The 26,189-nt window shown below is 29.0% G+C and carries 28 protein-coding genes and 3 pseudogenes; 17 read left to right on the top strand and 14 right to left on the bottom strand.

All coding sequences use genetic code 11. The features are described 5' to 3' along the window. Window positions 1-87 precede the first annotated feature (87 nt). From JJC03_RS10665 to JJC03_RS10690, 9 genes and pseudogenes are all read right to left on the bottom strand, one after another. A complete protein-coding gene (locus JJC03_RS10665; RefSeq protein ID WP_235874378.1) occupies window positions 88-675 on the bottom strand; it encodes a head GIN domain-containing protein in 588 nt (195 codons plus the stop codon). A 14-nt stretch (window positions 676-689) separates the two neighbouring features. After that, on the bottom strand, window positions 690-815 hold the full coding sequence (locus JJC03_RS17890) for a hypothetical protein (protein WP_258931639.1): 126 nt from the start codon (window positions 813-815) through the stop codon (window positions 690-692). A 36-nt stretch (window positions 816-851) separates the two neighbouring features. Next, window positions 852-1,172: a serine hydrolase domain-containing protein gene (locus tag JJC03_RS17895; protein ID WP_258931648.1), complete on the bottom strand. Its 321-nt coding sequence runs from the start codon at window positions 1,170-1,172 to the stop codon at window positions 852-854. A gap of 43 nt (window positions 1,173-1,215) precedes the next feature. Further along, window positions 1,216-1,932, bottom strand: a complete 717-nt coding sequence (locus JJC03_RS10670) for a serine hydrolase domain-containing protein (RefSeq protein WP_258931650.1) — start codon at window positions 1,930-1,932, stop codon at window positions 1,216-1,218. Between the two features lie 109 nt (window positions 1,933-2,041). Then, window positions 2,042-2,569, bottom strand: coding sequence for a hypothetical protein (locus JJC03_RS19225; RefSeq protein ID WP_374226268.1), 528 nt, complete (start codon window positions 2,567-2,569; stop codon window positions 2,042-2,044). A gap of 252 nt (window positions 2,570-2,821) precedes the next feature. Next, a pseudogene (locus tag JJC03_RS17905) lies at window positions 2,822-3,783 on the bottom strand (PspC domain-containing protein); the annotation flags it as partial. Between the two features lie 5 nt (window positions 3,784-3,788). After that, window positions 3,789-4,118, bottom strand: a complete 330-nt coding sequence (locus JJC03_RS10680) for a PadR family transcriptional regulator (protein ID WP_088398939.1) — start codon at window positions 4,116-4,118, stop codon at window positions 3,789-3,791. Window positions 4,119-4,202: 84 nt separating this feature from the next. After that, the gene (locus JJC03_RS10685; RefSeq protein ID WP_235873303.1) at window positions 4,203-4,637 is read right to left on the bottom strand and encodes a nuclear transport factor 2 family protein; all 435 of its coding nucleotides are present in this window, start codon (window positions 4,635-4,637) and stop codon (window positions 4,203-4,205) included. Between the two features lie 47 nt (window positions 4,638-4,684). Next, window positions 4,685-5,140 (bottom strand): DUF4870 domain-containing protein, encoded by a 456-nt coding sequence (locus JJC03_RS10690; RefSeq protein WP_088444578.1) that lies wholly within the window; start codon window positions 5,138-5,140, stop codon window positions 4,685-4,687. A gap of 275 nt (window positions 5,141-5,415) precedes the next feature. Here JJC03_RS10690 and JJC03_RS10695 point away from each other — a divergent pair, with 275 nt between their 5' ends. Further along, a complete protein-coding gene (locus JJC03_RS10695; RefSeq protein ID WP_088398936.1) occupies window positions 5,416-5,871 on the top strand; it encodes a DUF4442 domain-containing protein in 456 nt (151 codons plus the stop codon). Window positions 5,872-6,022: 151 nt separating this feature from the next. Then, entirely contained in the window at window positions 6,023-6,850 is an 828-nt protein-coding gene (locus JJC03_RS10700; RefSeq protein ID WP_309597644.1) for a TIGR01777 family oxidoreductase, read from the top strand. A gap of 13 nt (window positions 6,851-6,863) precedes the next feature. On the opposite strand, the gene JJC03_RS10705 is transcribed toward JJC03_RS10700, so the two are convergent. Beyond that, window positions 6,864-7,532 (bottom strand): YceI family protein, encoded by a 669-nt coding sequence (locus JJC03_RS10705; protein WP_088398934.1) that lies wholly within the window; start codon window positions 7,530-7,532, stop codon window positions 6,864-6,866. Window positions 7,533-7,676: 144 nt separating this feature from the next. Here JJC03_RS10705 and JJC03_RS10710 point away from each other — a divergent pair, with 144 nt between their 5' ends. From JJC03_RS10710 to JJC03_RS10760, 11 genes and pseudogenes are all read left to right on the top strand, one after another. Continuing rightward, window positions 7,677-8,216 (top strand): nucleotide exchange factor GrpE, encoded by a 540-nt coding sequence (locus tag JJC03_RS10710; protein ID WP_088398933.1) that lies wholly within the window; start codon window positions 7,677-7,679, stop codon window positions 8,214-8,216. 77 nt (window positions 8,217-8,293) lie between these two features. Then, complete coding sequence (gene dnaJ, locus JJC03_RS10715) at window positions 8,294-9,409, top strand: molecular chaperone DnaJ (protein ID WP_088398932.1); 1,116 nt, start codon at window positions 8,294-8,296, stop codon at window positions 9,407-9,409. A gap of 158 nt (window positions 9,410-9,567) precedes the next feature. Continuing rightward, window positions 9,568-10,494, top strand: coding sequence for an ABC transporter ATP-binding protein (locus JJC03_RS10720; protein ID WP_235873305.1), 927 nt, complete (start codon window positions 9,568-9,570; stop codon window positions 10,492-10,494). 99 nt (window positions 10,495-10,593) lie between these two features. Then, window positions 10,594-11,901: an ABC transporter permease gene (locus tag JJC03_RS10725; RefSeq protein WP_088398931.1), complete on the top strand. Its 1,308-nt coding sequence runs from the start codon at window positions 10,594-10,596 to the stop codon at window positions 11,899-11,901. A gap of 435 nt (window positions 11,902-12,336) precedes the next feature. Then, window positions 12,337-13,500, top strand: a complete 1,164-nt coding sequence (locus tag JJC03_RS10730; RefSeq protein WP_088398930.1) for a sigma-54-dependent transcriptional regulator — start codon at window positions 12,337-12,339, stop codon at window positions 13,498-13,500. A gap of 101 nt (window positions 13,501-13,601) precedes the next feature. Further along, entirely contained in the window at window positions 13,602-14,213 is a 612-nt protein-coding gene (locus JJC03_RS10735) for a DEAD/DEAH box helicase (protein ID WP_235874379.1), read from the top strand. A 109-nt stretch (window positions 14,214-14,322) separates the two neighbouring features. Further along, a complete protein-coding gene (locus JJC03_RS10740; protein ID WP_088398928.1) occupies window positions 14,323-15,291 on the top strand; it encodes a Fic family protein in 969 nt (322 codons plus the stop codon). A 133-nt stretch (window positions 15,292-15,424) separates the two neighbouring features. Next, a pseudogene (ggt, locus tag JJC03_RS10745) lies at window positions 15,425-17,060 on the top strand (gamma-glutamyltransferase). An 11-nt stretch (window positions 17,061-17,071) separates the two neighbouring features. Next, on the top strand, window positions 17,072-17,290 hold the full coding sequence (locus JJC03_RS10750; protein WP_088444581.1) for a putative signal transducing protein: 219 nt from the start codon (window positions 17,072-17,074) through the stop codon (window positions 17,288-17,290). Between the two features lie 97 nt (window positions 17,291-17,387). Next, window positions 17,388-18,083 (top strand): alpha/beta hydrolase, encoded by a 696-nt coding sequence (locus JJC03_RS10755; protein ID WP_258931747.1) that lies wholly within the window; start codon window positions 17,388-17,390, stop codon window positions 18,081-18,083. Between the two features lie 110 nt (window positions 18,084-18,193). Further along, a pseudogene (locus JJC03_RS10760) lies at window positions 18,194-19,827 on the top strand (ABC-F family ATP-binding cassette domain-containing protein). 415 nt (window positions 19,828-20,242) lie between these two features. On the opposite strand, the gene JJC03_RS10765 reads toward JJC03_RS10760, so the two are convergent. The 4 genes from JJC03_RS10765 to JJC03_RS10780 all read right to left on the bottom strand — a co-directional run bounded on the left by JJC03_RS10765 (window position 20,243) and on the right by JJC03_RS10780 (window position 22,583). Next, complete coding sequence (locus tag JJC03_RS10765) at window positions 20,243-20,479, bottom strand: hypothetical protein (protein WP_235873308.1); 237 nt, start codon at window positions 20,477-20,479, stop codon at window positions 20,243-20,245. A gap of 181 nt (window positions 20,480-20,660) precedes the next feature. Further along, a complete protein-coding gene (locus JJC03_RS10770) occupies window positions 20,661-21,113 on the bottom strand; it encodes a hypothetical protein (protein WP_235873310.1) in 453 nt (150 codons plus the stop codon). Between the two features lie 3 nt (window positions 21,114-21,116). Next, window positions 21,117-21,650 (bottom strand): RNA polymerase sigma factor, encoded by a 534-nt coding sequence (locus tag JJC03_RS10775; RefSeq protein ID WP_235819356.1) that lies wholly within the window; start codon window positions 21,648-21,650, stop codon window positions 21,117-21,119. Window positions 21,651-21,746: 96 nt separating this feature from the next. Next, window positions 21,747-22,583, bottom strand: coding sequence for a DUF6929 family protein (locus tag JJC03_RS10780; protein ID WP_235873312.1), 837 nt, complete (start codon window positions 22,581-22,583; stop codon window positions 21,747-21,749). Between the two features lie 126 nt (window positions 22,584-22,709). Here JJC03_RS10780 and JJC03_RS10785 point away from each other — a divergent pair, with 126 nt between their 5' ends. The 4 genes from JJC03_RS10785 (at window position 22,710) to JJC03_RS10800 (ending at window position 26,040) form a co-directional block, all read left to right on the top strand. Further along, complete coding sequence (locus JJC03_RS10785; protein ID WP_088398922.1) at window positions 22,710-24,086, top strand: MATE family efflux transporter; 1,377 nt, start codon at window positions 22,710-22,712, stop codon at window positions 24,084-24,086. A 336-nt stretch (window positions 24,087-24,422) separates the two neighbouring features. Then, complete coding sequence (locus JJC03_RS10790) at window positions 24,423-24,623, top strand: hypothetical protein (RefSeq protein WP_235873313.1); 201 nt, start codon at window positions 24,423-24,425, stop codon at window positions 24,621-24,623. A 55-nt stretch (window positions 24,624-24,678) separates the two neighbouring features. Beyond that, on the top strand, window positions 24,679-24,906 hold the full coding sequence (locus tag JJC03_RS10795; RefSeq protein WP_088398920.1) for a DUF8828 family protein: 228 nt from the start codon (window positions 24,679-24,681) through the stop codon (window positions 24,904-24,906). A 138-nt stretch (window positions 24,907-25,044) separates the two neighbouring features. After that, window positions 25,045-26,040 (top strand): TerC/Alx family metal homeostasis membrane protein, encoded by a 996-nt coding sequence (locus JJC03_RS10800; protein ID WP_088398919.1) that lies wholly within the window; start codon window positions 25,045-25,047, stop codon window positions 26,038-26,040. Window positions 26,041-26,189 lie beyond the last annotated feature (149 nt).

Below are 26,189 nucleotides of genomic sequence, written 5' to 3' on the forward strand. Positions count from 1 at the left end.
AAAAAAATCATTCTTATCTAAGGAATGATTTTTAAGTGAAATTTTATATTGATTTCTTTTTGAAAAAGTATTGTGTTTTTTTATAAATTATTGTTTTTCAATTGTTCCGCTTGATGATTGACTTAGTTTTTTTATTTTAGGAGATCCATAATAGTAAATGCTACTATTGCTGGAAGCATCTGCATATAATGAAATTAATGGATGAATTTTTATTTCACTACTACTAGAACTATTTACAACAATATTATTAGCAAGTAGATTATGAGCATCTATATCAGAACTGCTTGACGATTCAATGGAAAGTTTTATAGCTTTTCCAGATATAACTATATTACTGCTACTGCTGGCATCTATTGCTATTTTTTCAGATTCAATTGTAGCAGTTAAATCAGCAGCACTATTTGTTATTAGTCTAATATCATTACTTTTTATAACCCCTCTTGTTCTTAATTCTGAGGAGCTAGATGCTTCTAATTCTTCAATGATAGGAAGAGTTATATGAACTTTTTTTGATTGAATATTAATATAATTACCATTTTTACAACTTATTTTTAATCTATTACCATCTACTATTTCTGTTAAGATCTCTTCATGTAAATTTTCATCTGCTTCTACGCTCACCTTAAAAATGGGACCTTGAGTAACTTCACATTCTAAATTTTGCGAGATTGATATTTTACTAAATCCTGTTAGTGCTCTTTCTTTTTTATAATTTTACCATTACCTTTTATGGTTTTTCCGTTTATATTTAGATTACAAGAACTAAAAATTAAAGCCATAATAGCAGTAACTATTACTTTTGCTAAATGAATCATAAATTTAATCATAATGTTGTTTCTGTTAGTTGTTAATTATCTTTTTTCTGTAAGTAAATGAGCTATGTCTTTAATAGTTTGAGTTGGCGAATGACAGTCGCAATTACTAAAACCAACTATATATAAGTCTTCGGTAGGGAAGTAGATAGCCATGCTTTTATATCCAAAAATACTGCCTCCATGTTCTCTTGTAGGAAATCCATTTATTTCCTTAATATGCCATCCATAACCATAATCTATAATTTGTCCATTATTAAGTTTGTATTTTTGAAAAGCTTTGTCATTGTTTTTTTTAGATAGAAGAATAGTGTCTCGTAATGCATTTTGCCATTTTAGCATGTCGTTAGTAGTAGACATTAATGCTCCAGAAGATAAAGGAATACTATAGCTGATATTTGTTTTATTTGTATATCCTGTTTCTTTCTTGTGATAACCTAAAGCTCTTTTTTTTTATAATTTGTTTATCGTTTGCATAAAATGATTGAGTCATTCCTATTTTATCAAATAGATTTTGTTGTATAAAATCTTTATAGCTTTTACCTGAAATCTTTTCAATAATGAACCCTAAAATAACGTAACCCGAGTTGTTGTAATCAAATTTTTCACCAGGATTAAAATCTATACGTTCATTCTTAAAAAACTGTACAAGCATTTCTGGTGTCATTTCTTTTTGAGAAAGATCCTTTAAGGTTTTTATTTTAGTTAAATCTCTAATACCTGATGTGTGTGTTAATAAATGATGAATCGTAATTTGATTTCCATTAGGGTAATCTGTAATGTATTTAGAAATAGGATCTTGGGTGTTTAGCTTATGTTGTTCTTCTAAAATTAAAATACTGATAGCTGTAAATTGTTTCGTAATAGAACCAATTTGAAACACATTGTCAGTAGTCAGATTGGTATCTAATTCTAAATTAGATTTTCCAAATGCTTTATGATATATTGATTTACCATGCTGGCTAACTAGAAAAACACCTCCAGGACCATTAGTATCATTAAAATCCTTTAAAATTATTTTATCAATTTTACTTTCTAAATTTTGAGCATGTAACGAAGATGAAAAAAGAAAGGAAATTACTAATAGTAGAATTCCCTTTATTATTTGATTGATTTTCATCGATTGATGATTTTTAAAACGAGACTTTCTGAAAATTGAAGTAATAATCTTTAGTAAATAAACAGTATCTAAGAAATATTCAGGTATTTCAGATAGTCTCGTTTATAATTTATTTAGTTTTAATGATGATACCGTCTTCATTAATTTTTAACTCTCTTATATCTTTGTTTTTTGTGAGAGTTGTATCTTTTTTTATTTGTACACCATCTTCATTTATGATTACTGTTGCATTATCATCATTCTGGTTTGAATCTTCCTCTTCCTCTTCCTCCTCTAATAGGTTACTAGGGCAATTTTTACATTTTATTTTATTCTCTTCTACTTTGTATACGTAATCGTCAGAAGATGGATGAAAAAGGAAATAGTCGCTACTCGTTATATCATAATATCTTAATGAATGATCAGGTTTTATATACATACCTTTAGGAACAAAAAGGAAAATTCTAACTTGATGATCGCGGAATTTACATTTTGGATCCATTAAAAAGTAATTGTCGAAACTTAAAGTTGTAGGATTCGTATCGTCATTTCTGAATTTATATCCAATTTTATCTGCATTTCTTCTAGCTTCGGATAGCGATTTACCTTTAGCAGTATATTCAATTTGTATATAAGGCTTAACTTCATCTGTAGGCATTAGTTCTAATTCTACATTGTTAGAGTAAATATATTCATGACCTAAAGAGTCTTGTACTAGTTCAAAATCTGTTCTGTCATCTACGTCTTTAGAAAAGTATTCATTGTTTTTAAATTTAAGAGTTAGTGTGTCATTAAGAGTAAAATTCTTATTCAAATAACTTTTATAAACAATTTTGTTTTCATAAGCTAATTCACTTGATGTTATAATTCCTAAAGCTGTAAGACCTATAATAGAACTTAACCATATAGCAGATAGGGTCAGTTTTGCCACATTTCCTATAGAATTAATTGTAGGAACTAATATCTTTAATCCTAAAATTAATAAAAAGAAAAAAGGAATAGCCACTGCAAAAATGATATTAAGCAAATAATCCATAAAGATGTATTCGTATAATTAAATGATTCAAAATATTCAATCCAAGGAAGTTTCATGAAAGAAGTAGAACCTAGAGTGAAGAAACCTATTAATAAACCAATAATAGAAATACCACCCGTAAAAACCATCATAGCACCTATGAATTTAGCAAATACTTTCATTATATTTATAATAATATCACCCAAAGAACTTCCTACTTTTTGAGCACTTGATTTTACATTTTCACCCATTTGAGTATAGTCAGTACTTTTAAATTTTTGTGATACTGACTCGAATTCTTCCTTTACTTTTTTCTCAATATTTGAAATATTAATAGGTTCTCCTTTCATTTCTAATTTTTCAGAAGTGGTTATTGCTTCAGGAGTAACTAGCCATAAGATAATGTAAGCTAATAAACCTATACCAAAACCAGCGAAAACTAATAAAACTAAACCTATTCGGATCCATACCGGATCTACCCCAAAATAATGTCCTAAACCAGAGCAAACACCAGCAATAGAGCCCGTTTCTTTATCTCTGTATAACTTCTTTGTTCTTTCTGGAGAAGAATAATTAAAATTGTTTACAGGTTCTTGTTCTATTTTATAATCTTCTGGTTGTCCCATAATAGTAATAACATCATCTATATCATTTAAGCTTAAAACTTGTTTACTATTACTTAGTTTTTCAGAAAAAAGTTCTGCAATTCTACTTTCAATATCATTCATGATTTCATCTCTTCCTTCTGTAGAAAGAGAATTACGTATAGCATTGAAGTAACGACTTAATTTTTGATAAGCATCTTCATCAATGTGGAAGAAGAAACCTCCTAAATTCATATTTACTGTTTTGTTCATAAGTCTTAGTTTTGTGATGTTATAGTATTTACTGCTCCTGCAAGTTCATTCCAGGTTATGCTTAATTCTTTTAAAAAGTTTTTTCCTTCCTCTGTTAAACCATAATATTTTCTTGGTGGTCCAGAAGTAGATTCTTCCCAACGGTAAGTTAATAAGCCATCATTTTTGAGTCTTGTTAAAAGTGGATATACAGTTCCTTCTACAACTAGTAATTTCGCATTTTTCAGTGTGTCAAGGATTTCTGAGGTATAGGCATCTTTTTCTTTTAATACAGATAAAATGCAAAATTCTAAGACTCCTTTACGCATCTGAGCTTTAGTGTTCTCAATGTTCATAAGATCTCTTTTTGGTTGTTAAACTGTTCATTTTCTGATTGATTGATTGATTGATTGATTGATTGATTGATTGATTGAAACTCTTTATTTTATTGCTTGATGATCATAACTATAAATTCTTTTCATTTTCCATTGATTGTTTTCAAGTAACCATAGATGTATGAATTTTGCTTTTCCATCAGCATATTCTTTATTATTGTTTAGTGTTAATAGAAAAATATGTTCTCCACTATATATCATGCCATAAAGTTTCTCTTGTTGATATAAAATTGAGAAACGTTCACTTTTTTTAACTAATTCTCTTCTTAATTTGTAGTTTTTATTTGAACATAAATTATTTTTTATTGAATTTACTAAATTTTCTTGACCAGATGTTATACCTCCTTTATCATGATAAAATTCTATATCATTAGAAATATATTTTGTTATGTTTTCAGTATTACACGAATTGTAAGCATCCCAAAATTCAGCGTCTAATGATTGTATTTTTTTAAGAATATCAGCTTCAGATTGAGCCAAACAATCAAAACTAAGAATACTAAGAAAAAATAGGATTAGAAATTTCATTATTTTAAAAAGTTAATTGTTAATGGATATTTAAAATAAATTCCTTCATCAGCCTTGATTGCTCCATATACAATATAAAAGAACTCGATTATTTGTAATAAAATAATTATAACCAAACAAACAATTCCAAAAATTCCTAAACCTAGTAAATTATAGATATCTAATATTAAATCTCCTGTTTCTACTTCGTTCCAAGTAAAATTACTTAATAAACTTCCTACTATACAAGGTATTGCAATTGTAGCCATTATAATTGTATAGAGTAAAACACTCAATTGGAAATTAATGATTTGTTTACCATGAAAATCAATAAAGGAAGATTCTTTCTTTTTAGTAGTCCATATAATGATAGGAATAATATAGTTGCCTAAAGGAAATATGAATTTTGAAAAAGCACTCAAGTGAGTGATTGAAGCGTAACTTCTTTCTTGTTTTGTAGTTGATAATGTTTCCATACTATATGATTTTTGATTAATGATGTTTAAAATAGTTATTTGATAAAGCTAATACTTTTTTAGCTTATTAATTTCTTATACAAAGATAATGTAAAAAGAAGGTACTATGTAAAACAAGGTAATGTAATTTAACAAAATATTAACATTTTAAAAAATTAGGCACGCATAGTATTTTTTGTAGATTAGCAAAATCAATGCTTATTAATTGATTAAAGTCTTTATGACAATCTTTTAAATGAGAATTTGTTATATAACATTGTAAATCAAAGATAGATATGAAATTTACACCAGCTAAATTAAATTTGTTTCTCTTTTTAAAACTACCTTCTGCATTTTGGAGTGGAGTTAGAGTAAAAGTTATAGAGGATTATGTATGTCAGGCAACTGTTAAACACAGATGGTTTAATCAAAATCCATTTAATTCTATGTATTTTGCCGTTCAAGCTATGGCAGCAGAATTAACAACAGGTGCTTTGGTTATGAAGCAAATTAAACAAAGTGGGAAAAGTATTTCTATGTTAGTGGCAAATAATAAAGGAACCTTTACTAAAAAAGCAACTGGTAGAATAACATTTACTTGTAATGATGGTCATTTGATAGAAGATGCTATAAAAAATACAATTGCCACTGGTGAAGGGCAAACTTTTTGGATGAAATCTATAGGAACGGATGAAAAAGGAAATCAGGTTTCAATTATGGATTTTGAATGGACTATTCGTATAAAAAAATAAAAATTTAAAGTTAAACTAATCCTAAATATAATAAACTACTACTATTCAGTTCTTAAATTTGTATAAAAAGAACAGTGAAAGTTTTAGTTACAGGAGCTACAGGTTTAGTAGGTAAAGAAGTTGTTAAGGTTTTGCACAAAAAAAAATACTTGTGCATTATCTGACTACTTCTAAAAATAAGTTAACATGCTCAGATAATCTAAAAGGTTTTTATTGGGATCCCAAGACAAAAGAAATAGATCCGGCCTGTATAGAAGAAGTTAGCTTTATAATTCATTTAGCTGGAGCTTCTATAAGTAAAAGATGGACTTCTAGATATAAGCAAGAGATAATAGAAAGTCGTGTAATCCCTTTGCAAATGTTATATGAACTTTTGAAAAATACTTCGCATAAAGTAAAAGGTATTATTTCAGCTTCTGCTATAGGAGTTTACCCTTCTTGTATTGAAAGGTATTATATGGAAGATTTTGTAGATTTTGATCATTCTTTTTTATCTAATGTTGTTAAAACTTGGGAAGAAAGTGTTGATAAATTTACAGATTTAGAAATGAATACCTGTAAGTTGCGTATTGGTTTAGTTTTATCTAAAGAGGGAGGAGTATTATCTGAAATACTAAAACCATTGCAATTAGATTTAGGAGTTCTTTTCGGGACAGGCCAACATTGGCAATCATGGATACACATAACTGATTTAGCTAGATTATTTATTTTTGCATTAGAATTTGAATTGCAAGGAGTTTATAATGCCGTAGCTCCAGACCCTGTTACCCATAAAGAATTTATAGGTAACTTAACTAAATTAGTTGGCTCCCCCCTTATAATGCTTAATTTACCTAAAGTTTTAATGAAACTAATTTTAGGTGAAAAACATGTGCTGCTGTATGATTCACAGCGAGTATCATCTGCAAAAATTCAAGAAAAAGGATTTAAGTTTCATTATACAAACATTGATGATGCTTTTAGAAATTTGTTAAAGTGATTTATTAAATATGTTATTTCCTTATTCTTCTAGCTATTAGATTTACTTGTATTTGAATTCGATCACTTATAAATTTATCTTTAAGGTTGTTAAAAATACTTTTTGAACCATAATTTACATTCCAATAAGTTCTATTTAGTTGTAATGTATCACTTTTTAAACTTATTTGGTTGTTATCTATCTGTATTTTAGCAGGAAAATTAACAGATTTTGTAATCCCTTTAATTGTTAAGTTTCCATAAATGATAGTTTTATTATTTTTCAATTCAGAATTGGTGATCCTAAAATCAGAAATAGGGAATTTTAATACATTAAAAAAATGATCCTTAATATTCTGATCAGCAAGACCTTTAAGGTGGTTTTCTAGTCTGTTTTTGTCATTTTTATTTTTTAGATCAGTTACCGTTATAGAATTCATGTTCATGTAAAAACGTCCGAGAGCAATTGATTTTTGATTACAAATAAAAATGCCTTCTTTAAATTTTAGAGTACCCGTGTGCTTTTCGGCAGGTTTGAAACCTGTCCAATAAATTATAGAGTTTAATGTGTCTACCTGATATCTTATTCCATCTATTTTAGGTAAAACAGTTAAATAACTATTCTTATTAGTAGTATTTTCTTTTTTACAAGAAATAAAAAAAGAAATGACAATCAAAGAAATGGGGGCTAGTAACTTTTTCATGATGATTAAAGTGTTGATTATTAGTTACTAATTTACAAATTCTCTTTTTGGTATCCAATTTAAAATATAAATTTAAAGTGACAATTTGGCATTTTTTGTTTTTTGGCAATACTTTTGCAATCGCAATTGAAAATTGATAAGACAATGAATGCCGAAAATACAGATAAAGAATTAGAAATAAACAATACTGAAGAGACTCAAGAGCAACAATCTAATGAAAGTCCTGTTACAGAATTGACAGTTGAAGAAAAATTGCAAGAAGAATTAGCAAACGAAAAAGATAAGTTCTTACGTCTTTTTGCTGAATTTGAAAATTATAAAAAACGAACTTCAAAAGAACGTGTTGAATTATTTAAAACAGCAGGACAAGAGGTATTACAAGCTATGCTACCTGTTTTAGATGATTTTGATAGAGCTTGGGTTCAAATTTCAAAATCGGAAGATGAAGCATTGGTAAAAGGAGTTGAATTAATACATGAAAAATTAAAATCAACATTAATTTCAAAAGGATTAAATGAAGTTGAAATTAAGCAAGGAGATCTATTTAATGCTGATTTTGCAGAAGCAATAACTCAAATTCCTGCAGGTGATGAGCTAAAAGGAAAAGTAGTAGATGTAGTAGAAAAAGGATATAAATTAGGTGATAAAATTATTCGTTTTCCTAAAGTAGTAATTGGTAACTAAAAATTGTTTCAAGTTCCAAGTTTCAAGTTTTTTAACCTGAAACAAAATAAACTTGAAACCTGAAACAAAATAAGATAATGAGCAAGAAAGATTTTTACGAAATATTAGGCGTTAGCAAAGGAGCTTCAGAATCAGAAATAAAAAAAGCATATCGTAAAAAAGCGATTGAATTTCATCCAGATAAAAATCCAGGAGATAAAGCAGCAGAAGAAAAATTTAAAGAAGCTGCTGAAGCCTATGAAGTATTGAGTGATGCTGATAAACGTGCAAAATACGATCAATATGGTCATGCAGCATTTGATGGGGCAGGAGGATTTGGAGGTCATCATATGAATATGGATGATATCTTCAGTCAATTTGGAGATATTTTTGGAAGCGCTTTTGGAGGAGGCTTCGGTGGTTTTGGAGGAGGCGGTGGTCAGCGTCGTGCAAAAGGAAGTAATCTTCGCATTAAAGTAAAACTTACATTAGAAGAAATTGCTACAGGTGTTGAAAAGAAAATAAAAGTAAAAAGAAAAATACAAGCAGAAGGGGTAACCTATAGAACTTGTTCTACTTGTAATGGTTCAGGTCAAGTTGTTAAAATACAAAATACCATTTTAGGTAGAATGCAAACAGCTTCACCATGTCCTTCTTGTGGAGGTTTAGGTCAAATGATTGATAAAAAACCGTCTGAAGCAGATGGGCAAGGAATGATTTTAGAAGACGACACGGTATCTATCAAGATTCCCGCAGGTGTAGTAGATGGAATGCAATTGAAGGTAGCTGGTAAAGGAAACGATGCTCCAGGTAATGGAGTGGCAGGAGATTTAATTGTAGCCATTGAGGAAATTGAACACGCAACCTTAAAACGTGAAGGAGAAAATTTACATTATGATTTGTATATAAGTTATCCTGAAGCTGTCCTAGGAGTGTCAAAAGACATAGATGCAGTTACAGGAAAGGTTCGTATTAAATTAGAAGAAGGTATTCAGTCAGGAAAGATTCTACGTTTAAAAGGTAAAGGAATTCCTAGTCTAAATAGTTATGGAAATGGAGATATGTTAGTTCATATTAATGTATGGACACCTAAAAATCTTTCAAAAGAACAAAAGAAATTCTTTGAAGAAAATTTAGAAAACCCAAATTTTAGCCCAAAACCAGAAAAAACTGATAAATCTTTTTTTGAAAAAGTAAAAGATATGTTTTCATAATTTATGAACTCTTTAATAATCTAAATTTCAAAATTAAAATGAATCCCAATTTTTGATCTCAAAAGTTGGGATTTTTTGTAACATTTTTTATTTATCAGAAACTAATTATTTACTTTTACAACGCTTACATAAAGACAAAAACAACTCAAACTTACATAATGAATAATATTCTTGAAGTAAATAATGTAGTGAAACAATATGATGCTTATACCGCTTTAAATTCTGTTTCATTACAAGTTCCTAAAGGGAGTATCTATGGGCTTTTGGGTCCTAATGGAGCAGGAAAAACTTCCTTAATACGTATCATTAACCAAATTACGATGCCTGATAGTGGAGAGGTTTTCTTAGATGGTAACAAATTAGCGCCTCATCATGTGTCCTGTATAGGTTATATGCCAGAAGAGCGTGGTTTGTACAAAACAATGAAAGTAGGAGAGCAAGCCTTATATTTAGCACAATTAAAAGGAATGCCTCATGCTGAAGCTAAAAAACAACTCAAATACTGGTTTGAAAAATTTGGAATTGAAGGTTGGTGGGATAAAAAAATACAAGAACTTTCGAAAGGAATGGCACAGAAAATTCAATTTATTGTAACTATTTTACACCAACCCAAATTGTTAATATTAGATGAGCCTTTTTCTGGTTTTGATCCTGTTAATGCAAATTTAATTAAAGATGAAATTATTGAGTTAAATAAACAAGGAACTTCTATTATCTTTTCGACTCATCGTATGGAAAGTGTGGAAGAAATGTGTGATTATATAGCACTTATTCATAAATCGAATAAATTAATAGAAGGAAAAGTAAGCGATGTTAAAAAACAATATAGAACACATAAGTTTCAAGTAGGAATCTTGTCAGATAATATTGAAGGCTTAATGTATGATTTAACCCAAAAATTTACTGTTGGACAAACGTCTTTTAAATCTTTGAATAATGATCTTAAATTAGAAATTGATTTAGGAAATAGAACACAAAATGAATTGTTAGAAGTTTTGATGAAAAACGGACAAGTAACTCACTTTACAGAAAATATTCCGTCAATTAACGATATTTTTATTCAAACAGTAACTAGTAAAAAATAAGAAAACAAGCCCAAAATAACAAATGATTTTCAAAGCTTAAAATTCAGCCCTCTTGTTATTCATTTGTTTTTGTAATTTGAAAATCGAAATTTACGAAATATGAACGTATTGAGTTTAATCATAAAAAGAGAATTTATTGCTAAAGTTCGCAATAAGTCATTTATAGTAATGACCTTTTTGAGTCCATTATTATTTCTAGGTATGTCAGTCTTAATTGGGGTTTTAGCCAATATGAATAAAGGCGAAATTAAGAAGATTGCTATTCATGACGAAGTAGGAGTGTTAAAGCAAGATTTTAAAAACACTAAAGAGATAAAGTATACAGATTTATCACAAATGCCTTTTGATTTGGCTAAAACTACAGCATCAAAAGATTTCGAAGGACTTATTTTTATTCCAAAAGTAGTTAATTCAAAAGAGTTAATTAATAAAGTTGAGTATATTTCAGATGAGAGTCCTAGTTTAGAATTTGTTTCAGATATAGAAAAAGTAATAGATGCACATTTAACAAAAGATAATCTAAATACATTAGGTTTTGATTCAGATAAAATTGAGAAGGCAAAGGTTGAATCAGAACTTCATATCGCTAAGTTTTCAGGAGAAGAAGGTTTAAAGTATTTGAATGAAATTAAAGTGTTTTTTGGAGGAGCTTTTGGTTATTTAATCATGATGTTTATTATTATCTATGGAAATTTCGTTATGCGTAGTGTAATAGAAGAAAAAACATCAAGAATTATTGAAGTAATTATTTCATCAGTAAAACCATATCAGTTAATGATGGGGAAGATCATAGGTAATTCATTGGCAGGTATTTTGCAATTTACTATTTGGGTAGTATTAGGTTTGTTGTTATTATTTGGTTCTTCAATCTTTTTAGGAAATTCAGCGGATCCAACAACTGTACATCAAGCTATACAACAATTGCCTTCACATGCAGGAAATATAGCTTCAATGCTTGAAAAAGTTAATCTTTACTATAATGAAATACCTGTTTTGACCACTGTTATTTATTTTTTAATTTATTTTATAGGAGGATATTTCTTATATAGTTCTTTGTATGCAGCTATAGGAGCTGCTGTTGATTCAGAAACGGATTCGCAACAATTTTTGTTACCTATTATTATGCCATTAATGTTAGGTATTTATGTAGGTTTTTTTACAGTGGTGAATGATCCTCATGGTACAGTAGCAACAGTGTTTTCTATGATTCCATTTACATCTCCAATCGTAATGTTAATGCGTATTCCTTTTGGAGTGCCTGTTTGGCAATTAGTAGTTTCTCTATTATTACTTTTTGGGACATTCTTGGGAGTAGTTTGGTTTGCTAGTAAAATTTATAGAGTAGGAATTTTGATGTATGGTAAAAAGCCAACATGGAAAGAATTGTATAAATGGCTTAGATATTAGTCCTATTGAGAGGTGATATAAATATAAATTTTTAGAGATTTCTTAATTTTTTAAAAAGCTATACTTTTAATAAATGAAATATATATGTTGCAACTAAAAAATATAAGCGAATAATAAATTCGATTAACTTCGTGGATTACAAGAAGCAGTATTTTTATACTTAGTAATATTATGGATGATTTTTAACGAGATATTAGTAAAAAGCCTTAATCCTTTTAGGTTATGTGGTATTTGTTGAAATTCTAAATATGACTTGAAAAATCTTTGTAATTTGAAGTTTATCTCTAAAAAAGAATTTAATAAATTATTTTCAAAAAGTAGGGGGTGGAACAAGTAATGGCTTCCATCCTAAATATGGAATAAAAAATATAGTAATTAAATAAGGTTAAAGAACTTTGCAATTTTGTTACTTTATAAATTTGTAACCTATTAAAAATGAGTAAAATATTAATTATAGAAGACGAAGCGGCAATTCGTAGGGTTTTAGTGAAAATTTTATCAGAAGAGAATGATTCGTATAAAGTCGAAGAGGCCGAAGATGGTTTACAAGGATTAGAAAAAGTAAAAAATGAAGATTATGATCTGATTCTTTGTGATATAAAAATGCCTAAAATGGATGGAGTAGAAGTACTCGAGGCAGTAAAAAAAATAAAGCCTGAAATTCCCATGGTGATGATATCAGGTCATGGTGATTTAGAAACAGCAGTTAATACGATGCGATTAGGGGCATTTGATTATATATCAAAACCACCTGATTTAAATCGTTTATTAAATACTGTTCGTAATGCTTTAGATAAAAAGAAATTAGTAGTTGAAAATAAAATTTTAAAGAAAAAAGTTTCTAAAAATTATGAGATGATAGGAAGTAGTACTGCTATTTCTCATATAAAAGAAATGATTGAAAAAGTAGCTCCTACTGAAGCACGTGTTTTAATAACAGGACCAAATGGTACAGGAAAAGAATTAGTAGCCCATCAAATACATCAACGTAGTGAACGATCTGGAAGACCAATGATTGAGGTTAATTGTGCTGCTATCCCAACAGAATTAATTGAAAGTGAGTTGTTTGGGCATGTTAAAGGAGCTTTTACTTCAGCTGTAAAAGATAGAGCAGGTAAATTTGAAGCGGCTGATGGAGGAACTATTTTCTTAGATGAAATAGGGGATATGAGTTTACCAGCTCAAGCTAAAGTATTGCGTGCTTTACAGGAAAATTTAATTCAGCGTGTGGGTGCAGATAAAGATATTAAGGTAAATGTTCGTGTGGTAGCTGCAACTAATAAAGATTTGAAAAAAGAAATAGAGGAAGGGCGTTTTCGTGAAGATCTATATCATCGTTTAGCAGTTATTTTAATCAAGGTTCCAGCTTTAAATGATAGAAGAGATGATATACCCTTATTAATAGAACATTTTACTAATAAAATAGCTGGTGAACAAGGTAGTGCAATTAAATCTTTTTCAAATTCAGCTATTCAGTTATTACAAGAATATGATTGGACAGGTAATATCCGTGAGTTACGTAATGTGATAGAACGATTAATTATTCTTGGGGGTAACGAAATTTCAGAAAATGATGTAAAGTTGTTTGCATCAAAATAGCTAAAAGTCCTTAGTACATAGTTCTTAGAATAATATTAAAAGTAATTTTACTAAGTACTCGGTACTCATAACTTAGTACTAAAAAATATGAATTTAAAAAAATCAATCAAAATCTTCAGAATGCCTTAATAGAAAATGGTATTACTGAAGCTACTGAAATTCAAGCGGATTGCTGGGGAACATTGAAAAGTGGTGCTGATGCTATTGTTGGAATGGGAGAAGGAGAAGGAAAGTCCTCTACGGTGGCTTATACAGTTATTCAAAAATTAGAAAAACCAATAGGTGAATCTACAAGAGGACTAATTATTGTGAAAGATAAAGATTCTGTGTTACAAATGTTAGATTACTTTGAAAAATTTGGAAAATATAGTAATCTTAGAGTAATTGGTGTTAATGACAAAACAGATATAGATGATGAGAAAAATATTATTTCTGCAGGAATGGATGTTTTGATAGGTACTCCTAATAAAATTAATGCAATGTTTTCTGGAGCAGGATTTAACATGAATACTATTAAAATTTTTGTGGTTGATGATGCTGATTTGATCTTTAAACAGCGTTTAGAACCTATTATTCAAAGATTATCACAAAGTATAGAAAAAACACAACGCTTATTTTTTACTTCAGAATTGACAGAACGTGTTGCTATTTTAGCAGATAAAATAATGATAGAGCCCTATTTGTTTGGGATTGATTATGAAGATGAAGAATAACAATTTATTTCTAAAAAAAGGTATCATTATGATGCCTTTTTTTAGAAATAAATTGTTAATATCGGTTAAAAATTTTTTTAAACCAAAACGATATTAGTAAATTTGTAGTATGTGGAATATAGATTTGTCATACAGAAAAGAATTTCAATCAACATTTGAGAGATTATATGAAAAAAAAGAAGCGCTAGTTAAAGCTAGGCCGCTACCTAAAATAGCTATAGAAAAAATTAAAGAATCACTTTCTATTGAATGGACTTACAATTCTAATAGTATCGAAGGAAATACGCTTACTCTGCGAGAAACACAAATGATACTTCAAGAAGGAATTACTATAAAAGGAGTTTCTCTTAGAGAACATTTTGAAGCAAAAAATCATGAAAAAGCAATTGATTATTTGTATGAAATAGTAAATGAACAATACATATTTAGAAGTATTGATATGCTTACTTTACATGGATATGTTTTAAGATCTATAGAAGATGATTTTGCTGGACGTTTAAGAAATGGAGGCGTTCGTATATCAGGAGCTAATTTTATACCTCCTAACGCAAATAAAGTCTCAGATTTAATAGATGAATTGATAGAATTTGTGAATAACAATCCATTAGGATTAAATGATATAGAGTTAGCTACTGTATTCCATCATAAGTTTGTTTGGATTCATCCATTTTTTGATGGAAATGGAAGAACTGTTCGTTTATGTATGAATTTGTTATTAATGCGTTGTGGTTTTCCTCCTGCCATTATTTTGAAAAATGATCGAAAAAAATATTATGAAGCTTTAAATCAGGCTAATAATGGGAGTTATCAAAAACTCATTTTATTAATGTGTCAAGCTGTTGAGCGTACATTAAATATTTATTTGAATGTATTACCTGGAAATGATAATGAATATGAGCTTATAGCTAATATAGTTAATGAGCCATCAACTTCTTATGGGTTTACACAGGAATATATTAGCTTACTAGCTAGACAAGGCAAAATAGATGCTCATAAAGAGGGGAGAAATTGGGTTACTACTAAAAAGGCCATTCAAGAATATATAGAAAATCGGAAACGTAAAAGAATGTTGAAATGATTAAAAAAATAAAAAATCTCCTGTATTTTAGGAGATTTTCTGTTTTATAGATAACTTGTACTAAAAAATAATAGATTTTAAAAATATGAATGAATATAGAATAATTTTGATATCCTTTTTTCTATTTATAGGAATGTATTTTAATGCACAGATTATAGGAAATGTTTCGGAACAAGCTATGGTAGTTTCGGCTAGAGAAGAAGCTTCTAAAATTGGTATTCAAATTTTAAAAAAAGGAGGTAATGCCTTTGATGCTATGGTAGCTACTGAATTGGCTTTGGCAGTTAGTTATCCACAGGCAGGAAATATAGGGGGGGAGGATTTATGGTGTATAGAAAAGTAAATGGTCAAGTAGGAACTTTGGATTATAGAGAAAAAGCTCCTGTGACTGCTTCTACAGATATGTTTTTAGATAAGGATAAAAATGTGATTGATGGTTTGAGTACTGGTTCTGGGAAAGCTATAGGAGTGCCAGGAACTATTGTGGGTATTTTTGAGGTTCATAAAAAAATGGGATCTTTACCTTTAAAAGAAATTTTTCAACCAGTTATTGAATTGGCAGAAAGAGGATTTGTAGTTACTCCAAAGAATGAAATTACATTTACTCATTATAGAAATGATTTTGTAAAAGTGAACGGAGCTAAAAGTTTATATTCTAAAATATATAAAGCAGGTGATACTATAAAACAATTACAATTGGCTAAAACGTTGAGGAAAATTCTTAAAAAAGGGAATAAAGAATTTTATGAAGGTGAAACAGCTAAATCAATAGTTGCTTTTATAAAGCAAAGAGGAGGTATTATTTCTTTACAAGATTTAAAAGAATATAGAGCTGTTTGGAGAAAACCAATTATTTTTAATTATAAAGATTATAATATAATAACGATGGCTCCTCCTAGTAGTGGAGGTATCACTTTATCTCAAATTCTTAAAATGATAGAGCCTTATCCATTAAAAGATTTTGGATATAATTCAGAAAAATCTATTCAATTACTTGTTGAAGCAGAACGAAGAGCCTATGCTGATCGGAATTATTTTTTAGGAGATCCTGATTTTGTTAAGATTCCTCAAGATGAATTGTTGAAAGGAACATATTTAAAGGAGAGGATGGCTACCTTTTCGTTTGATAGGGCAACTTCTTCAAAAGAAATGAAACATGGAAATATTGAATTTTTTAATGAAAGTACAGAAACGACACACTATTCTATAGTTGATTCCTATGGAAATGCCATTGCTGCTACTACAACTTTAAATGACAATTTTGGGAGTAAACATTATTCAGATGAGCTGGGCTTCTTTTTTAATAATGAAATGGATGATTTTAGTATAAAATCAGGTGTATCTAATTTGTATGGTCTAGTTGGAGCTAAAGCAAATGAAATTCAACCTAAAAAACGAATGTTGAGCTCTATGACTCCAACTATTGTTGAAAAAAAGGAAAATTATTTATGGTTGTGGGAACTCCAGGAGGTTCAACGATAATAACTTCAGTACTTCAAACATTTTTGAATGTAATTGAATTTAATATGGGAATGCAAGAAGCTGTTAATGCACCTCGATTTCATCATCAATGGTTGCCAGATGAGGTAGTTTTTGAACCGAATCAATTTTCTGTAGAATTAATGAATAATCTAAGTAAAAAAGGATATATAATTAATGAAAAGCAAAATAAAATAATAGGAAAAGTAGATGCTATATTAGTGTTACCAGATGGAAAGCTTGAAGGAGGAGCAGATTATAGAGGAGATGATAAGGCAGTCGGTTTTTAAAAAGATAGCATATGAGTTTAGTTAGCGTTTTTTCAGGAAATGAAATAGTTGCCTTAGCTGTAAAAGCAGAGTTGGAAATAAATGGAATTATAGCAATTATAAAAAATGAAATTCAAGCTACTGCAATGGCTGGATTTTGGAGTCCTTATTCAGCTGTTGATGTTCTTGTGAATAAAAAAGATGTAATGCAAGCCAAAATGTTGGTTGAAAGAGTTATGAATAATGGATAAATTGAGGTTTTTATTTTTCTATTTTATTGCTTTTTTGAGTGTAATTTATTTGTTATACGTTAGTTATGTTTATTTTAATCAAACTGACATGATTTTTATGAGTTCTTCTTTACCAAAAGATTACAAATTTAATTTTGAAATTCCTCTTGAAGAAAAATTTATACCTTCTTTTGACGGAGCTGTTCAGCATGGATTATTATTTAAAGTTTCTAAACCAAAGGGGATTATTTTCTATTTGCATGGAAATGCTGGTAATGTTTTAACTTGGAGAGGAATCTCAAAATTTTATTGTTCTTTAGGATATGATTTGTTTATTTTAGATTATAGAAGTTTTGGTAAGAGTGATGGAGTAATTCAAGGAGAAGAACAGATGTTGAAAGATATAGAGATAGTATATAATTCAGTTTCAAAATCCTATGAAAAAAAAATTATAATAGGCTATTCTATAGGTTCAGGGCTTGCAACTATTTTAGCTTCTCAGCAAAAGGCTGATTTACTTATTTTACAAGCTCCGTATGATGATTTTGAAGAATTTTCTAGAAGGAGAATACCTTATTTTCCTGATTGTTTAAAAAAATTTCATTTTAAATTGATTCGTTATTTAAAAAAAATAAATTGTCCTATACGTATCTTTCATGGGGATTCTGATCAATTAATTAGATTAGAAAATTCCTATCGATTAAGAAAACAGTTTAAAAAAACGGATGAATTAATTGTATTGTTAGATCAAGGGCATATAGGAATTAATGATAATCCTATATTCCAAAATGAAATTAGGTTACTTTTAAACTAATTTTCTCATTTCTAAATGATCAAATTTATTCATTAATCCTATCTTTGCAGCTTCAAAAATCTGATTAACTTAAGGAAATAAAGTTCTTAAGTTTTTAAACCTTTTAAAAAATGATTACAGTAAATGATATTGCCGTAGAGTTTGGCGGAACAACGCTATTTAGCGATGTAACTTTTGCAATTAATGAAAATGATAAAATAGCCCTTATGGGTAAAAATGGAGCGGGAAAGTCTACTTTATTAAAAATTGTTGCTGGTGAGAACAAGCCTACACGCGGTAATATTTCAGCTCCAAGTGATGCTGTAATTGCTTATTTACCACAGCATTTGTTATTAAATGATGATAGTACGGTAATGGAAGAAACCTCAAAAGCTTTTGCTTCTGTTTTAGGAATGAAAGCCGAAATTGATGAAATAAATGAACAGTTAACAATTCGTACGGATTACGAAAGTGATGAGTATATGAAGTTAATTGAGCGCGTTTCGGAACTTTCTGAAAAATATTATTCCATAGAAGAGGTTAATTATGAAGCAGAGGTTGAAAAAGTATTAAAAGGGTTAGGTTTCGTTCGTGAAGATTTTACACGAAAAACAGCTGAGTTTTCTGGAGGATGGCGTATGCGTATTGAGTTGGCTAAAATTTTATTAAAAAAACCTGATTTAATTTTATTAGATGAACCAACTAACCATTTGGATATGGAAAGTATTCAATGGTTAGAGGAATTTTTAATAACTCAAGCAAAAGCGGTTATGGTAATCTCGCATGATCGCGCCTTTGTAGATAGTATTACTAATCGTACCATTGAAGTAACAATGGGAAGAATATATGATTATAAAGCCAAGTATACTGATTATCTAGAATTACGAAAAGATAGAAGAATACATCAGCAAAAAGCATATGATGAACAGCAAAAATTTATTGCTGAAAATCAAGCTTTCATAGAGCGTTTTAGAGGAACTTTTTCTAAAACAGAACAGGTACAGTCTCGTGTACGTATGCTAGAAAAATTAGTTTTGGTAGAAGTTGATGAGGTAGATACATCAGCTTTAAAATTAAAATTTCCACCATCACCACGTTCCGGTCAGTATCCTGTGGTAGTTGAAGAACTTTGTAAAAAGTATGATGAACATGTAGTGTTTAATAATGCTAATATGGTGATTGAGCGTGGTCAAAAAGTTGCTTTTGTTGGTAAAAATGGAGAAGGAAAATCAACTATGATTAAAGCTATTATGAAAGAAATTAATCATGATAGTGGGAAGTTAGAAATAGGTCATAATGTACAAGTTGGTTACTTTGCACAAAATCAAGCAGCACTTTTAGATGGTGAGTTGACTATTTTTGAGACCATTGATCGTATTGCTGAAGGTGATATTCGTACCCAAATTAAGAATATATTAGGTGCTTTTATGTTTAAGGGAGATGACATTCAAAAGAAAGTAAAAGTGTTATCAGGGGGAGAAAAAACCGCTTAGCAATGATTAAATTATTGTTAGAGCCAGTAAATGTACTGATACTGGATGAACCAACTAACCATTTAGATATGAAAACGAAAGATATCATTAAAGAAGCTTTAAAAGATTTTGATGGTACTTTAATTTTAGTGTCTCACGATCGTGATTTCTTGGATGGTTTGGTAACTAAAGTTTTTGAATTTGGGAACAAACGTGTTCGTGAACATTTTGAGGATATTAAAGGGTTTCTATCTTTCAAGAAAATGGAGAATTTGAAAGAAATTGAGAAATAAATAATAAATAAAAAAGAGTTATTTCTAAATTGAAATAACTCTTTTTATTCGTGTATAATTGCATACTTTTTGGGATAGTATCTTTTGTAAGTTGGATGGATTCTGTTTTATAATCTTCAGTGTTTCTCCTGCGTATTTAGCGTTTCGTAGCTTTATGCTAAATTAGATAGCTTAAAACTAGAGCTATTAAATTTTCTTTTCTTAAAAATTATGTAGCTTCCTGCATATTGTTTTATAAGTATAATTTCCGTTTCTTTTATTAGCTAGTACTTTTTTTGTATTTATAATTCCCTATACTATATTTAAAAAAGTTAGGTAGATACCTACTTTTCGCTTTTTCATTAAACGTTGCATTTTATCATCTGAAAAATGTCCCAAATCGTAAATTTTATATGTTAGTACTTACTTTTTCTAGCTATAGTTTCATAACAGGTTTTCCATTTTTTGTTTTAATCACTATAACTCCTTTTTCTCCTTTTTTACCATATAGATCAATAGCTTCTTCGTCTTTATAAATCGAGATGGTTTCAATCACTTGTTTTTTTAAAGGGAAATATGGTGAAGTCGCGTTAGGACCAAATAATTCTTTTTCGGAATATTCTTTATCATTTATTATGTATAGAGGTTCTTTAAGTTCTAGGATAGTTTCCAAATCGTTCGCATTTTCAATTTCAAAAATCTTTTTATTGGTTATTTTTCCATCTATTATAATTAAAGGGTCAGCTTTTACTTCTTCTTTTTATAATCAGATTCTTCAATAGAGGAATGTGTAGAACTAATAGCTTCGTATGATTGTGCTTTTGAAAGATCTCTAGCTACTTCAACATTTGCTCTTATGGAAGCCATTTTGGAAGCAATAGAGTCAATCTGTAGGACTGATTGATTGTTAAAGGCAACAGGAGTAGTACTTTGTAATTGTTGAAGAAAGATTTTTTTATTTCTTTTTTCTTAATTAAAGGAGCCTTATTTAGAACTACAGGGGTTGTGTCAGTTAGTAAGGATTTATTTAATTTTTCTTTTGTAACTTTCACTATAGTGTTAGCTATGCTATGGTTGAAATTAGACTGTTGAATTAATTGAAAAGTAAATATGGTTCCTATAAATACAGTAGCTGCTACAGTATATTTTTTCCAGTTTAAATTAGTTTTTTGCTGTGTGTTGAATATTTCCGTGTCTAATTTCGCATCTACACGCGACCAGACTTTTTCCATTCCAGGGAAATCATGAGCTTCTTGAACTTTAGATGCTTTTTTGAATTGTTCGAATAGGTTATCGTGTTTTTTCATTGCTTATTTCGCGTTTTGATAATAGAAATTATTAACTAAATCTTTCAGTTTACCTTTAGCGGCATTTAGTTGTGATTTTGAAGTACCTTCTGATATTTTAAGCATGTTGCTAATTTCTTTATGGGAATAGCCTTCAATAACAAACAAGTTAAAAACAGTTTTGCATCCCTTAGGTATATAGTTTAATAGTTTTAAAACGTCTTGTTCTTCTAAGCTGGTATCTTGTGTAACTGCAGGTTGGATTTTACAACTGGATTCTTCTAAATATATATTAAAGTTTACTTCTTTTTTTAATAGATGTAAACATTCATTTATTGTTATTCGTTTTGCCCAACTAAAAAATGCGGCATCTTCTTTTAGCTGATCTATTTTTGTGAAAATAATAACGAAAGCATCAGTAAGTACTTCTTCTATTTCTTCTTCTTTTTTTAAATAGCGTTTACAAACTTGATAAAGTTTTGGAGCCATTAGTTCATACATCTTACGCTGTGCGTCTCGATGTGTTTTTCGGCAAGCTTGTATTAATTGTTCATCTATCACAATAAAGGTCTTTATTAGGTAAAGAGTGTTTATTTTATAAAAAGGTTGGGACGAGGATATTTTTTTATAAAATAAACAAATAATTAAGAATATTTAGTGTTCTGTATTGACTATTAGCTTATAAATAGTAGTATTTAACTCTTCTGTGTCGTTATCCTCACAAACTAAAAAAGTTAATTCGGTTTTGTTTTTAGAAAAAAGTGTAATTCCTTCTAATTTATGATTAGATGATAGTAGTATGTGCTTTTCTATTTCAAAAGTACGGCTATTCATAATGCCTAAAATGGTTCCTAATATATCTCCATCATGATAGGTAGAAAAGGTGTCTTCAGCTGTTGCTAAAAAATAGATTTTTTCATCTATTTCAATGGCATCTGTAAAAGTAGTTTCTATATGTTGTATCTGAGGTAAAGTAATAGGATGAAAAGAAACATCAAAGTTTCTTTCTTTTATAGACTGACGAATGTTAAAAATACCGTTAGTAGAATTTATACTATTCCCCCTTTGAAATAACAGTAAGCTATTTTCAATATATAATGCGCCTTCAATATTAAGGTCTTCATCAGAAATAGAAAATATGTTTTTCAATTCAGCGTATATAGGAGTATAATCAATTTCCGTTGAGATACTATTATCTAGGTTGAAAATTATTTTTTTGTTTCTTTTAGTCGTTGATGCTGACCCAAAAATGTGTAGTTCTGTACCTTTTAGCGTAATTGCCTCAAAATCTGGTTTGTTCTTTTTTTCAATATTTACAGTTGCGCATGGTATTAAAACATGTTTTGATAATTGGTTACTTTCTAGAGCATATTCAAATAAAAAACCTGAATTATCACTAATGATGTATAGATTTTTATTGTGAAATATAATACCTGATGCAGCACCTATACCTTCCAGATTTAGGAAAGGAGAAAGTTTAATTTTTTCCATATATTTACTTTATGTTAACAAAAATATCTTAAAATTATGATCGTTTTTAATTTAGAAGATTCTAAAATTATGTCTAATTGAAATTGCTTTTTGAAATTGAGATTGAATGATTTACCTTTGCAAGCTATGAAACTTTCAATATATACTCGAGAATTTAAAGAAAATATAAAATTAGCTTATCCTATTGTTTTAGGAATGTTGGGGCATACCTTGGTGTCTATAATAGATAATATTATGGTAGGGAAGTTAGGTGCAAAAGAATTGGCTGCGGTTTCATTAGCTAATAGTTTTGTTTTTATAGGTATGTCGTTAGGTTTGGGTTTTTCAACTGCTATAACCCCATTAGTAGCAGAGGCAGATGGTGAAAATAGCTTAGTTAAAGGTCGTAGTGTTTTTCATCACGGATTGTTACTTTGTACAGGACTTGGGATCTTTTTGTTTGGAGTTATTTATTTGGCTAAACCATTGATTATTTATATGGGACAACCTCAAGAAGTGGTAGAGTTAGCGAAGCCATTTTTAGATTTAGTAGCGTTTTCTTTAGTACCGTTAATTATTTTTCAAGGGTATAAGCAATTTGCTGATGGAAAGAGTGAAACTAAATACGGTATGTGGGCTAACTTACTTTGTAATGTAGTACATTTATTTTTAAATATAGTGTTGATTTATGGAGTATGGTTTTTTCCAAAAATGGGTATGTTAGGTGCTGCTGTAGGTACTGTTTTATCTAGAATAATAATGGTGTTATATATACATTTTGCTTTAAAGTCGCATGAAAAATTCAAGCCTTATTTTGAAGGTTTTAGTTTGCAATCTATAGGTAAGAGCATGACTAAAAAGATTGTAGCGTTAGGATTACCTTCTGCTATGCAAATGTTTTTTGAGGTGGCTTTATTTACGGGAGCTATTTGGTTAAGTGGAAGTATTGGTACAACCAGTCAGGCAGCCAATCAAATTGCGTTAACCTTAGCGACCTTTACTTTTATGTTTGTGTCAGGTTTGGGGGTAGCAGGTATGGTACGTGTAGGAAATCAAAAAGGGATACAAGACTATGAGAAATTACAAATCATAGCACGATCTATTTTTTTACTTGCTCTATTAGTTCAAGGTTTTTTTGCTCTTGTTTTTATAATGACAAATAATTGGTTACCTCAATTATTTATAGATTCTAAAAATACATTAACTTTAAGAGATAATTTAGAGGTTCTTAGAATAGCTTCTAATTTGATTTTAATAGCGGCAGTTTTTCAAGTTTTTGATGGAATACAAGTAACTGTTTTGGGTGCATTGAGAGGTATTCAGGATGTAAAAGTTCCTATGTATCTTACTTTTATTGCTTATTGGATTGTAGGTTTTCCTATATCTATTTATTTAGGATTGTTTACATCTTTAAAAGCCATCGGAATTTGGATCGGTTTATTAGCTGGATTAGCAGTTGCAGCTTTATTATTGTATCTTCGCTTTGAAAAATTATCAAAAAAATTACTAATTCATCATAGTTAGAGGTTTTAATGATACAATTGTTTAGAGGTGAAATTTATAAGGAATTAGGCTTAGATTCAAGATTAACAAAAAATATGCTACCACTAATCAAGGGCGATTAATTAGTTACATGATTGATTTTTTGGAGGTAATGATTTGAAAGGTATTGTTAATGATTTATTTAGAGTCTTTAGGGTAAAAAAAAGATTCAGAGAAGCGTAAAGAAATTGGTTTTCAATTTTTCAAGATTATTTGCTAAGAATTTTATATCCAATGATGATGAGATAAATAAAAAGTTTGTTATTCATTTGGATCATGATAAGTTAAATGATAGAGTAGAAAATTCGTATTAGAACCATGCAAAAAGAAGTAATTGAGCATAATAAAAAGAACCCTTTAGTTATTGCTGGATGGTCAAAAACAATTACCCATAATATTAAATCAGATGGTGTTAAATTAACTCTAACTCAAAATAATCAGAATAAAAAAATGTTGCAACGAGCAGATAATACAACACGATTGAAGATATTTGCTAAGCAATTTAATATAAATACATAACAATTGTGGAGAATCCGTTCGGGAGAAAACTAGTCACACATAAAAAATTAAAAATATGACATTACCAAAATTTGTTTTAGCAGATAACTCTGATTTTCCTGATGATATTTTTATCATTCATTTAGAATTCCCTCGCTTTTTGATTAATTTAAAAGATGATTCAGTAGAATTTATAGAAGAATTAGATGACGAAGATGAATCAGAAATAGAAAGAGAAATGGAACACCTAATTACATTAGCAGGTGAATTTTACGATCGAGAAATGGAACGTTACGAAGAATAAATAAAAAGTCATTTTATTATATCTTTAAAGTCCCGATAAATAATAATTTGTCGGGATATTTTTAAGATATTAATTCTTTAAAAATATTTAGAAACTAAAGGGATTAAAAAGTAAATAAAAACGATAAAATAAGTTAATATGAATGAACATCCAATTTTTGCAGAACACCCTTGGCTGATTGTTACATTTGCAGTCGTAGTAATGTTTATGTTACTATTAGATTTAGGTATTTTTAATAAAAAAAGCCATGAAGTATCTAGTAAAGAAGCCGTAACTTGGTCGTTTGTTTGGATTGCTTTAGCTATGGCTTTTAGTGGATTAGTTTATCATTTTGCAGGAGCTACTAAGTTTTATGAATTTCAATCAGCATATTGGATAGAAAAGGCACTTTCAGTAGATAACCTATTTGTTTTTATAATGGTTTTTAAATTTTTTGATGTTGCTAATCAAAATAAACATAAAGTTTTATTTTGGGGAATAATAGGAGCTTTAGTTTTAAGAGCTATTTTTATTTTTTCAGGTGCTTTTTTAATTGAATTAACTTATTTAAATAAAATTCTAGAATTATTAGGTTTTACTGGATTTACATACGATATTAATTTAGTAATGACGCTTTTTGGGTTATTCTTGATTTATGCGGGTATTAAATCATGGTCTACTAGTGATGATGAAGGGGATCAAGATTATAATGATACACGAGGAGCGAGATTAGTACGTAAATTTTTTAATGTTACAGATGCATATGAAGGGGATAAATTTTTTACTATAGAAAATGGTAAAAAAATGGCTACCCCATTATTAGTAGTCGTTGCTGTAATTGAATTTACAGACTTATTATTTGCCGTAGATTCAATACCTGCTATTTTTGCTATTTCACGTGATCCTTTTGTTCTTTATACATCTAATATTTTTGCTATATTAGGGTTAAGAGCCTTATTCTTTTTATTAGATAATTTTATTCATTTATTTCATAAATTGCCATATGGCTTAGCCATTATATTAACTTTTATAGGAACTAAAATGATTATAGCTCCTTTTTACCATGTAGATTCTATAATATCACTGATTATAATTGCCAGTGTTTTAGTATTATCTGTAATCTTATCAATAGCCTTTCCTGAATCTAAAGAATAAGAATATTTTTTATGATTTTACGAGTCATTTTATAAGAAAATTATAACGAATATCATTTGGCTTCTACTAATTCATTTATTAAACAAAACATGATATTTATGAAAAAAATTAAAATTTTAATTTTTATATTTTAATATCACTAGCTTCCT

The sequence above is a fragment of the Flavobacterium oreochromis genome (assembly GCF_019565455.1).
GTDB lineage: Bacteria > Bacteroidota > Bacteroidia > Flavobacteriales > Flavobacteriaceae > Flavobacterium > Flavobacterium oreochromis.

Excerpts from the sequence above, each read along its gene's own strand:
- JJC03_RS10770 (WP_235873310.1), bottom strand. The coding sequence starts at position 21,113 with ATGAAAAAACACGATAACCTATTCGAACAATTCAAAAAAGCATCTAAA.
- JJC03_RS10785 (WP_088398922.1), top strand. The coding sequence starts at position 22,710 with ATGAAACTTTCAATATATACTCGAGAATTTAAAGAAAATATAAAATTA.
- JJC03_RS17895 (WP_258931648.1), bottom strand. The coding sequence starts at position 1,172 with ATGTCTACTACTAACGACATGCTAAAATGGCAAAATGCATTACGAGAC.
- JJC03_RS10710 (WP_088398933.1), top strand. The coding sequence starts at position 7,677 with ATGAATGCCGAAAATACAGATAAAGAATTAGAAATAAACAATACTGAA.
- JJC03_RS10800 (WP_088398919.1), top strand. The coding sequence starts at position 25,045 with ATGAATGAACATCCAATTTTTGCAGAACACCCTTGGCTGATTGTTACA.
- JJC03_RS10795 (WP_088398920.1), top strand. The coding sequence starts at position 24,679 with ATGACATTACCAAAATTTGTTTTAGCAGATAACTCTGATTTTCCTGAT.
- JJC03_RS10690 (WP_088444578.1), bottom strand. The coding sequence starts at position 5,140 with ATGGAAACATTATCAACTACAAAACAAGAAAGAAGTTACGCTTCAATC.
- JJC03_RS10695 (WP_088398936.1), top strand. The coding sequence starts at position 5,416 with ATGAAATTTACACCAGCTAAATTAAATTTGTTTCTCTTTTTAAAACTA.
- JJC03_RS17890 (WP_258931639.1), bottom strand. The coding sequence starts at position 815 with ATGATTCATTTAGCAAAAGTAATAGTTACTGCTATTATGGCTTTAATT.
- JJC03_RS10680 (WP_088398939.1), bottom strand. The coding sequence starts at position 4,118 with ATGAACATTGAGAACACTAAAGCTCAGATGCGTAAAGGAGTCTTAGAA.
- JJC03_RS10740 (WP_088398928.1), top strand. The coding sequence starts at position 14,323 with ATGTGGAATATAGATTTGTCATACAGAAAAGAATTTCAATCAACATTT.
- JJC03_RS10730 (WP_088398930.1), top strand. The coding sequence starts at position 12,337 with ATGAGTAAAATATTAATTATAGAAGACGAAGCGGCAATTCGTAGGGTT.
- JJC03_RS10670 (WP_258931650.1), bottom strand. The coding sequence starts at position 1,932 with ATGAAAATCAATCAAATAATAAAGGGAATTCTACTATTAGTAATTTCC.
- JJC03_RS10705 (WP_088398934.1), bottom strand. The coding sequence starts at position 7,532 with ATGAAAAAGTTACTAGCCCCCATTTCTTTGATTGTCATTTCTTTTTTT.
- JJC03_RS10790 (WP_235873313.1), top strand. The coding sequence starts at position 24,423 with ATGCAAAAAGAAGTAATTGAGCATAATAAAAAGAACCCTTTAGTTATT.
- JJC03_RS10780 (WP_235873312.1), bottom strand. The coding sequence starts at position 22,583 with ATGGAAAAAATTAAACTTTCTCCTTTCCTAAATCTGGAAGGTATAGGT.
- dnaJ (WP_088398932.1), top strand. The coding sequence starts at position 8,294 with ATGAGCAAGAAAGATTTTTACGAAATATTAGGCGTTAGCAAAGGAGCT.
- JJC03_RS10750 (WP_088444581.1), top strand. The coding sequence starts at position 17,072 with ATGAGTTTAGTTAGCGTTTTTTCAGGAAATGAAATAGTTGCCTTAGCT.
- JJC03_RS10755 (WP_258931747.1), top strand. The coding sequence starts at position 17,388 with ATGAGTTCTTCTTTACCAAAAGATTACAAATTTAATTTTGAAATTCCT.
- JJC03_RS10725 (WP_088398931.1), top strand. The coding sequence starts at position 10,594 with ATGAACGTATTGAGTTTAATCATAAAAAGAGAATTTATTGCTAAAGTT.
- JJC03_RS10720 (WP_235873305.1), top strand. The coding sequence starts at position 9,568 with ATGAATAATATTCTTGAAGTAAATAATGTAGTGAAACAATATGATGCT.
- JJC03_RS19225 (WP_374226268.1), bottom strand. The coding sequence starts at position 2,569 with ATGCCTACAGATGAAGTTAAGCCTTATATACAAATTGAATATACTGCT.